Source organism: Desulfatiglans sp. (genome assembly GCA_012513605.1).
In the GTDB taxonomy this organism is placed as follows: Bacteria; Desulfobacterota; DSM-4660; order Desulfatiglandales; family HGW-15; genus JAAZBV01.
Window position 1 is genome coordinate 33783 of sequence record JAAZBV010000077.1, and the last position, 8910, is coordinate 42692.

Sequence of the window (8910 nt, forward strand, 5' to 3'; positions counted from 1 at the left end):
TGACGGCATGAAAAACAGAGTACTTATTTAATAATGCTTCAAGAGGATTTTTATGGATACGGACGCAAAGATATTGATCGTAGATGATGATACGGTGGTGGCTGCCAGTGTAAAGGCTGTCTTAGGCAGAAGGGCATATGACATTACTGTAACCAACGATGCCCTTGAGGCGGTGGAATTCCTGCATCAGAGAAGATTTGATCTTGCAATACTTGATGTTATGATGCCTGTCATGAACGGTTTCCAGATCATGGAGTCAGTAACTGATCTTGATCTTGACACCATTTTTATCATCATGACCGGTGACATTACAATGGATTCAGCCATAAAGGCCATAAGGAAAGGGGCATCAGACTATATAAGAAAACCCTTTGATGCAGAAGAAATGATGATAAGGGTTGAAAATGCAATCAGGCACAAGAGATCAAAAGATGAGAAAAGGCTGATACAGTCAGAAAAAAATCAGCTTGAGCTTCAGCTCAGGCAGTCACAAAAAATGGAGGCTATAGGCACGCTTGCAGGTGGGATGGCGCATGACTTCAATAATACCCTTGGTATAATTATAGGCAATACAGAGCTGGCGCTAAGGACAACACCTAAAGAGAGCCAGGTCAGGCAGTTTCTGAACAATATTATTACAGCAAGCTCAAGGGCTGAAGAGATGGTCAGCAGGCTCTTAAGCTTTTCAAGGGTTTCTGACGCCGTGAAAAAACCTGTTGATCTGATTTCAAGCATAGAAGAATCACTAAGGCTGATGAGATCGAGCCTGCCATCAAATATAGAGATAAAAAGAGACTTTGCCGTTTTAAAGGTTGCTGTAATGGGAGATCAGACCCAGCTCAATCAGGTCATGGTTAACCTGTGCACAAACGCATCCCATGCAATGAATGGGGTTGGGGGGATAATAGAGGTTGGCATTAAATTAAAGGATTTTGACTCTGATGTATGTGCAGATTTAGGCGACCTCCCGCAGGGCCGTTATGTAGAGATAACAGTATCAGATACAGGTCAGGGTATACCAGAGGAGATAATAAAAAGGGTATTTGATCCCTATTTTACTACAAAGGAGCCGGGAAAGGGTACAGGCATGGGGCTAGCTGTGGTGCACGGTATAATCAAAAATCACGGTGGGTCAATCAGGGTTCAAAGCAGTGTTGGCAAAGGAACTGTTTTCACCATCCATATCCCGGTTATTGACGCCATATTGGATTGTGAAACCGCACATGATCCTGAGTTCATCCAGGGTGGCAAGGAGAACATACTTCTTGTTGATGATGAATTCATGATCGCAGATACAATGAAGATCATGATGGAGCAGCTCGGTTACAGGGTGAGCGCCTTTACTGAAAGCAGCAGGGCCATTGAGGTATTTCAAGATAACCCAGATGCCTTTGATCTCGTTATAACCGATATGACCATGCCTAAGATAACAGGTGATATGCTGGCCGCAAGAATACAGGAACTAAGAGAAAATATGCCTGTTATTATATGCACTGGCTTCAATAACAGGGTTGAACCGGAAAATCTTAAAAACAGGGGGATATTTGAAATTCTGTCAAAGCCTGTCAGGACAACCACCCTCGCAAAGGCCATAAAAAAGGTACTAAGTGCAAAGAAAAAGGAGAGGAGGGTCGATGACAGGTTTGCCATGAAAGAGGATATCTTTGTTGTCTCTGCTTCAAGACCTGAAAAGAAGCACAGTATGGTCGACATAAGCAGGTCGGGCATGGCATTCAAATATTACAGTATCAAAAACCAGATTGTGGAAAATGGTAAATACTCCATCATGACCTCTGACAGAAGATTTGTGATGGATGATATACACTGCAGGACTGTTTCAGATATTGTTCTGAATCATTCAAGGGACCTGACCGATGTTACAGTTAGAAGGCGTGGAATACAGTTCAAGGATCTTACTTCAACCCAGTATGAATCTCTGGGCTATTTTCTCGATAACTATACCAGGTCAGTGGCTAATGCCATGTAATTATTTTACATCAAACTCAAAATTGGCATCCTTTGCATATTCTTCAACCGTGCCGGCATTTAGCATGATGGCCATCTCAATAAATGGTTTTTTTATATCATACCATATTAGCGGGCCATGCGACAGCCCCTTTGGAAGCCATATACAGTAGTTTGTATCAAACTCAAGTTTATCCCTGCCAACATCAAACCTCATGTGCCCGCCAAGTGAGGTCGGGTTGTCAGGGTCACTCCCGAAATGGAGTACGATCTCATCAAAATTATGATGGGTCATCCTTGGAAGCGGCGGTTCCACTATATCCCAGACATATCCGAATTCTATATAGTTATTGTTGGCCTTACACTGCCTTGAACTCATGTAGGTCATGGTTGGATACATCCTGTATGGCCCCTGCCTGGGATCTCCGGCCTCTCTCAACGGGCTTCTTATTACATACTGCTCATAGTTGATATCATCTCTTTTTTGGGGGAGTGCATCTTTAGGTTCAAACATACCGCTTGTTTTTAAAACAGAGCTATCGCCAGTCCCGAGTATAAACTCCATCATGATATGGGGGCGATTTACCTTGAGCCAGTTGACAGGGCCAAGCCTTACCCCCTTCGGAATAAACAGGCTTGTAGTATTGCTGAATTCGGTTCTGTATCCGCCAATATAGCACTCGATTGTTGCACCAAGCGCTTGTGGATTTTTATGATCTGTGCTCCAGAAGATATATATGCGGTCATAATCGATTGCGTGTTCAAATATATGCGGTTCAGGTACAGAGGTAATAAAGCTCATGTCTATATGATATGGCACGCCCGGAAAAAGTATGTTGTTCAGGTAGGTCATTATGGGTTCACGTCCCTTTACTTTTGGAAAAAGGGCCATATCAGGCTGCCTGATAGCGTACTTTTCATACTCTGATTTTGATTTTAGGTCCGTCATAGGGGGTATCTCCTTATTGTTCTAATTATCGTTTTGAGTTTGTTTTATCAGACGTTATATTCTCAGGGTAGGTTTAATATGTCAAGGTAATCCATGTCCAGAATAAGCCATATGAAGAGATACGTAAAATCCTGACAAAAGGTTTACAGGTTGAATCCTGATCCATGCGTCATTAAAGCTATGTCGGGCCGTATTCTGTGATGGGGAGCGTTAAGGTTTAAAAGTCCTATGAGATGCAGTCGTCACATTACGGAGTTGTTTCATTCTCCTCTTCAGGGGCCTCTGGTATATCCAGCAGATCTATCTCTTCCATATCCATTAGAGACATTGATTCGGAACCGGCCTTTGTAACTAGACCGGCATCATCTATGTTCTCAGTCTCCTCATCAGGTTCATAATCGTCTCTGTATGGAAGACCCTTGCTAGAACTCGCAGCAAGATTTGCCCTTGATTCTATCTTTTCAAGCTCCTCCTGACATGCAACACAAAGGACAGCTTCAGGGACAATCATTAATCTCGCTTCCGGGATCGGTCTCTCGCACTCTTCACATATCCCGAAGTCCTGGTCATGTTTTAACCGGTAAATCAGTGCCTCAATCCTCTTTAGCTCAAATTTCTTGCGGTCCAGAAACCTGTAATAATTCTGTGCCGCCATCTCCCTGTCTGTGCGGTCCAGTTCATCTATCATTCCATCAAAGGATATCTTACTGAAATCTTCGGCGTTTTCCTTTATCAGAGAGTCAATTACCCCTTCCAGTTCCCTCTTTTTTGCCAGAAGATGGGAATCGAATCTTGCCCTGAAATGGTCAGTTCTTTCCTTTATTCTTATCTTTTTTTCAGGTTTATTATTAAGTATAGGGGGTATAATTTTTTTCTTCTGCTTTGAAGAATCAACCCCTTTTGAATTTTTTTTCATGAAATCTCCTTCCCGTCTATGCATGAGAGATATAGTGTTCTATTAAAAAAGGCATCAAATAAAGTAAAATCAATCATGAATCAAGAAAAAAATGCATTATATTATTATTTTTTTTAGGGACATAAATGCAGAATTTATGCCAAAATCTTGTAACTGATTATATAAAGCCAACAATGGCATTGCCCTGACAATATCCTTCCCCTATTCTATTTTCTGCCTTTATAATCTTCCTTGTGTATATTGTATTTTGTAAGCAGCTTATGTATTTGTCTTGTCGTTATCCCTGCTGTTTCTGCCGCTTGATTTATACGCCCCATAGTCTCATTAAGAAGATCCATGAGGTAATTTTTTTCAATCTCTTCAATGCCCTTTTTCCGGATATTTGCAAGGTTTCCGGTACGTTTTCTTGTGTTATCGACATCCAGATGGTTGTACTGAAATATTTCCACTGGAAAACTGTCAGGTTGCAGGATTGAACCGGTCTCAAGTATATATGCTCTCTCTATTAGGTTTTCAAGCTCCCTGATATTTCCTGGCCAGGGGTAATGCATAAATGCCTCTATCACATCAGGTGAAAAGCCTTTAATAGCCTTTGTGTTATGCTTATTCATCTTGTTAAGAAACATCATGGCAAGATGGGGTATGTCTTCAGACCGATCTTTTAAAAGGGGTACCTCTATGGGAAAGACATTAAGCCTGTAATAGAGATCCTTTCTGAACTCGCCATCCTCGCACATTTTTTTAAGATCCATATTTGTGGCGGCAATGATCCTGGCATCCGTATGGATTGTAACCTCTCCTCCAACACGCTGGAATATACCGTCTTGAAGGATCTGTAACAGTTTGATCTGTGCAGCAGGGGTTATTGTGCCTATCTCGTCAAGAAAGATCGTTCCCTTATCGGCAATCTCAAATTTGCCCAGTTTACGCTTTATTGCGCTTGTGAATGCCCCCCTCTCATGGCCGAAGAGTTCGCTTTCTAATAGTGTGTCAGGTATGGCCCCGCAGTGGACGCTGATAAACTGGGCATCCTTTCTGCTGCTGTAGCGGTGTATCAGCGTTGCAATAACCCCTTTTCCTGTCCCGGTCTCGCCTGTAATAAGCACTGTGCTGTTCGTTGGGGATACAGACTTGAGTTTTTCATAGACCGCTTTCATCTTTGCATTTGCGGTCCTCATGGTCTGCTGTATATCAGTATCTTTCAGCCTGTCTTTTAAAAAATCAGGCTCTGACCGGGCAATAAGAGAATCTTTAATATTCTTTAAAACAGAATTAACTTCATCGGGTTTGATCGGAAACAGTATGTAATCGCTTGCACCCTCCTTAACCGCATTTACCGCTTCTCTTATCCTTTCAACTGAAGTGATAATAATAATGTCAAGGGCAGGGTACAGGCTCATGAATGACTGTAAATAGTTCTTGTAACTGACGCCATTCTTTTCAGACATACTAAACAGGGAGATATCCATAAACAGATACTCATAACGCCTTGTCTGAAGCATTGAGATGGCCTGGGTATCATTTTCAGCCTTGCCGATCTGAATCTCTTGCCCAAAACAGGGCATAAGCTGCCGGTATACATCCGGGTTTTTTGATAATAAGAGTATGTTTTGCATCACCTGATTTTCCGGTTTGAATAAGGTTATAATTTATTCTAGCTCTATCATAAAGAGCCCTGTCAAAAAAGTTTTTTATTACCTGGGATGCATTTTAAAAAGGCTAACCAAAAGGAGATATTCACCTTCGCAAAAAGTGAGATAAAAATCAGTACAGGCATGGAAGAGAGTTTAAAAATTAAAACGCCCCTCTTTCAAATAGTAAAGAGGGGCGTTTTATAATAATAAACTAATTGGATTAGCCCTGTTTCTTAAGCCATTCGGCGCCGTAACGGTTACATTCGTCTATAACGATAGGTGTTACATGCTTGTTAATAGTCTCAAGGCTCGGGATACATGGGAGGTATGAACCACCCGGGGCAAATTTATCTATCGCCCAGCGAACTTCTGAGCGAATTAATTCTTCTGTAGCATCCGCCTGGTCGATTACATGCTGCCTGATACCGCCCATAATGAGCATTTTATTGTTAGTGTTTTTCTTGACTAGCTGTATATCATTTGTGGACATAGCTCCCTGCCACATATCAATGCCTATATCTACCATATCTTTTTCGAGTCCCATGCAGTAGGTGTCTGAGTGATGCTGTACAAGGACACCGCGGCTTTTTATATAGCTGTATAGACGGGCGTAATGAGGTTTAAGCACTTCACGAAATGTATCCGGTGAAAAAAACAGGTTGTCCTTTGAGCCCCAGTCATCATGGGAGTGGATAACATCCGGCTCAAGGTTGTCAATTAGCTGTTTTACTACCTCAAGCTTCCAGTCCGTATAGGCTTCAAAAAATTCGTACATGGATTCAGGCTCACCATACATGTTCATCAGCGCGTCTTCAAATACCATCAGGCAGTGAGTGCGTTCAAACAGCCCGCGGAAGGTAGGAACCATGACCATTGTAGTATCCCTGTCAATTCCATCGATTGTTCTTTTGGCATCACTCCAGTCCAGTTTTGGGATTTTTGGAAATTTGACATAATCTTTCCATTTTGTAATGTCTTTGATTACCTGGTTGTTTTTATTGACAATGGGAATGATTCCAGGGTCACCGGGCAGAAATCGAAGTGTACCACCCCAGTTATCAATAGCCGCTTCGCCTGAAAACTGGAGAATATCCCAGATAGAAATAGGATCTATTACACAGTGAAACATAATCTGAGGAAATGCATCAAACCCATAACCCATCCATTTCATGGGCTGCTCATTATTTAACACGGACAGAAATTGCTCTTTTTTATTCATATCTGAAAACCTCCTGAAAATATTTATGTTAATCAATATGATTGGAATATATTTGGGATAGCATTATGTGTCAAGAAAATTGTGGTGATAATAACTCTTAACTTATTAACCTTTCTGGAAAAATTGGTGATTTTAATTGTATCAAACTCTACCGGATATCCGTATTGGTGCAGGGTTTATTTATGTTTATTGATTACTAAAAAAGAATGCGGGGGCATTTTAAACCCCCGCTATATGATTGGATGGACAGAATAATCAGTGTTTTTTTATATCAGTATGTCCATGAACATTGTTTATCTACCTTAACCCAGTAACCAAATCCCGGCTCCATGACATTAAGATCGCTGAGCCCAGGATTCTGGGGGTCAAAAACCCTCCATTTTCCATCTTCATATGTCCACACGCTCTTTACATTCCTTGAGATGGTGGATATAGCATCAGATACATTCCTTGATACTGGTGAATTATATCCTACAAGGTTCCATCCGGGTGTCAGACTAACCGGGTCAGCAGCTACATCATAGGAGATGGTCAGCTCAGCATCCTGACTCATATTCATCCATACAGCCTTTCCAGGGGCAAGCTCATTGAGTGTACTGATGGTCTCTGGTTTTGATGGGTCATACACCTTCCATGATCCATTGTCGTATGACCATATACTGATAATATTATCCATTATTGATGAAAGGGTGCTGTGAACCGTTGTCGTTTGTGTGGATTTCCAGAGAGTGACAAGGTTCCACATGCTTCTTATAGTGCGGGTTGATCTGGTTACCTTTACAGTGCATTCACTTGAGGATTTCAAGCCGCCATTATCAGTTACTACGAGCTGAAATACCAGTGTCTCGCTTATCAGGTTTGTTTTTGCTGTAAAGGTCGGTTTTACTGTTGCCGGGTTTTTAAGTGTTACAGGCGTACCACTTAACTGGGTCCATATATAGGATACTATATACCCGTCATGATCAACAGAGCCTGAGCCGTTAAGGGTTACTAATTTCCCTGAGGTGACATTTTGATCTTTTCCTGCGTTGGCCACAGGTGGGTCATTTACCCATAATACATTGATAATAACTGAATCAGAGCTCTTTAAACCTTCTGAATCGGTTACTGTCAATTCAAATGTAAGAGATTCACCTTCAGGGTTAACATATGGTGCCATAAAGGTCGGCTGTGCCGCTGCAGAGTTGCTCAGAGTAACTATAGGTCCGCTTGTCTGTTTCCACTGATAAGATGCTATTGTACCATCCGGGTCAATGGAATCTATGCCTTGAAGGGTTACCTGCTGACCTTCATTAATATTCTGATCATCACCTGCATCTGCTGTTGGTGGATCATTTACCCATACTATATTGATTATACATGAGTCTGTGCTTTTGAGACCCTGAGAATCGGTTACTGTCAATTCAAAGATTAATGTTTCACCTTCGGGATTGACATATGGGGCCGTAAAGGTGGGCTGCGCCACAGTAGATCCACTCAGTGTAACTATGGTTCCGCTTGTCTGTTTCCATTCATATGAGGCTATTGTGCCATCCGGATCAATAGAGTTTAAACCGTTAAGGATAACTACCTCGCCTTCCTCCATATTCTGATCCGGGCCGGCATTGGCAATAGGGGCAGCATTTGTATATTTTACATTAATAACAACCGTATCTGTACCCTGTAAACCCTGCGGATCGGTTACTGTAAGGCTGAATGTAAGTGTTGCACTGGCTTGTGCTACATCAGGGACAACAAAAGTGGGCTGAATTGCTGTAGAGCTGCTAAGTCCTACCGCAGCGCCGCCGGTCTGTGTCCAGAGGTATCTAAGAGTGCTGCCATCCGGATCAGATGAACCTGAGCCGTTAAGGGTAACCGTCTCTCCTTCAGCCTTTGTCTGGTCAGCGCCTGCATTAGCAGTCGGAGCAGCATTTATATTTGTTACATTGATAGCAATTGTATCGGTGCTATTTAGACCCTGGGGGTCTGTCACCTTAAGGCTGAATGTAAGTGTTGCGCCTGCCTCACCGACATTGGGGGCCGTAAAGGAGGGCTGAACTGTTGTAGCGCTGCTAAGTGTAACAGCCGTACCGCCGGTCTGTGTCCAGAGGTATGTAAGGATGCTACCATCCGGGTCAGAAGAACCTGAACCATTAAGTGTAACAACAAGACCTTCTGCTTTAGTCTGATCAGGGCCTGCATTAGCAGTAGGGGCAGCATTAACCCATGTTACATTAATATTAACTGA

The 8910-nt window shown here is 42.3% G+C and carries 6 protein-coding genes; 1 reads left to right on the plus strand and 5 read right to left on the minus strand.

The genetic code is table 11. The features are described from left to right. Nucleotides 1–52 precede the first annotated feature (52 nt). The gene (locus GX654_09780) at nucleotides 53–1987 is read left to right on the plus strand and encodes a response regulator (protein NLD37145.1); all 1935 of its coding nucleotides are present in this window, start codon (nucleotides 53–55) and stop codon (nucleotides 1985–1987) included. Here GX654_09780 and GX654_09785 read toward each other — a convergent pair whose 3' ends face one another. The 5 genes from GX654_09785 to GX654_09805 all read right to left on the minus strand — a co-directional run. Next, complete coding sequence (locus tag GX654_09785; GenBank protein NLD37146.1) at nucleotides 1988–2914, minus strand: hypothetical protein; 927 nt, start codon at nucleotides 2912–2914, stop codon at nucleotides 1988–1990. It abuts the gene before it with no gap. Between the two features lie 247 nt (nucleotides 2915–3161). After that, nucleotides 3162–3830, minus strand: a complete 669-nt coding sequence (locus GX654_09790; protein NLD37147.1) for a TraR/DksA family transcriptional regulator — start codon at nucleotides 3828–3830, stop codon at nucleotides 3162–3164. A 206-nt stretch (nucleotides 3831–4036) separates the two neighbouring features. Further along, nucleotides 4037–5446: a sigma-54-dependent Fis family transcriptional regulator gene (locus GX654_09795; GenBank protein ID NLD37148.1), complete on the minus strand. Its 1410-nt coding sequence runs from the start codon at nucleotides 5444–5446 to the stop codon at nucleotides 4037–4039. 238 nt (nucleotides 5447–5684) lie between these two features. Continuing rightward, entirely contained in the window at nucleotides 5685–6683 is a 999-nt protein-coding gene (locus GX654_09800; GenBank protein ID NLD37149.1) for a uroporphyrinogen decarboxylase (URO-D), read from the minus strand. A gap of 271 nt (nucleotides 6684–6954) precedes the next feature. After that, nucleotides 6955–8910, minus strand: a 1956-nt coding sequence (locus GX654_09805) for a hypothetical protein (protein NLD37150.1), incomplete at its 5' end; no start/stop codon positions are given.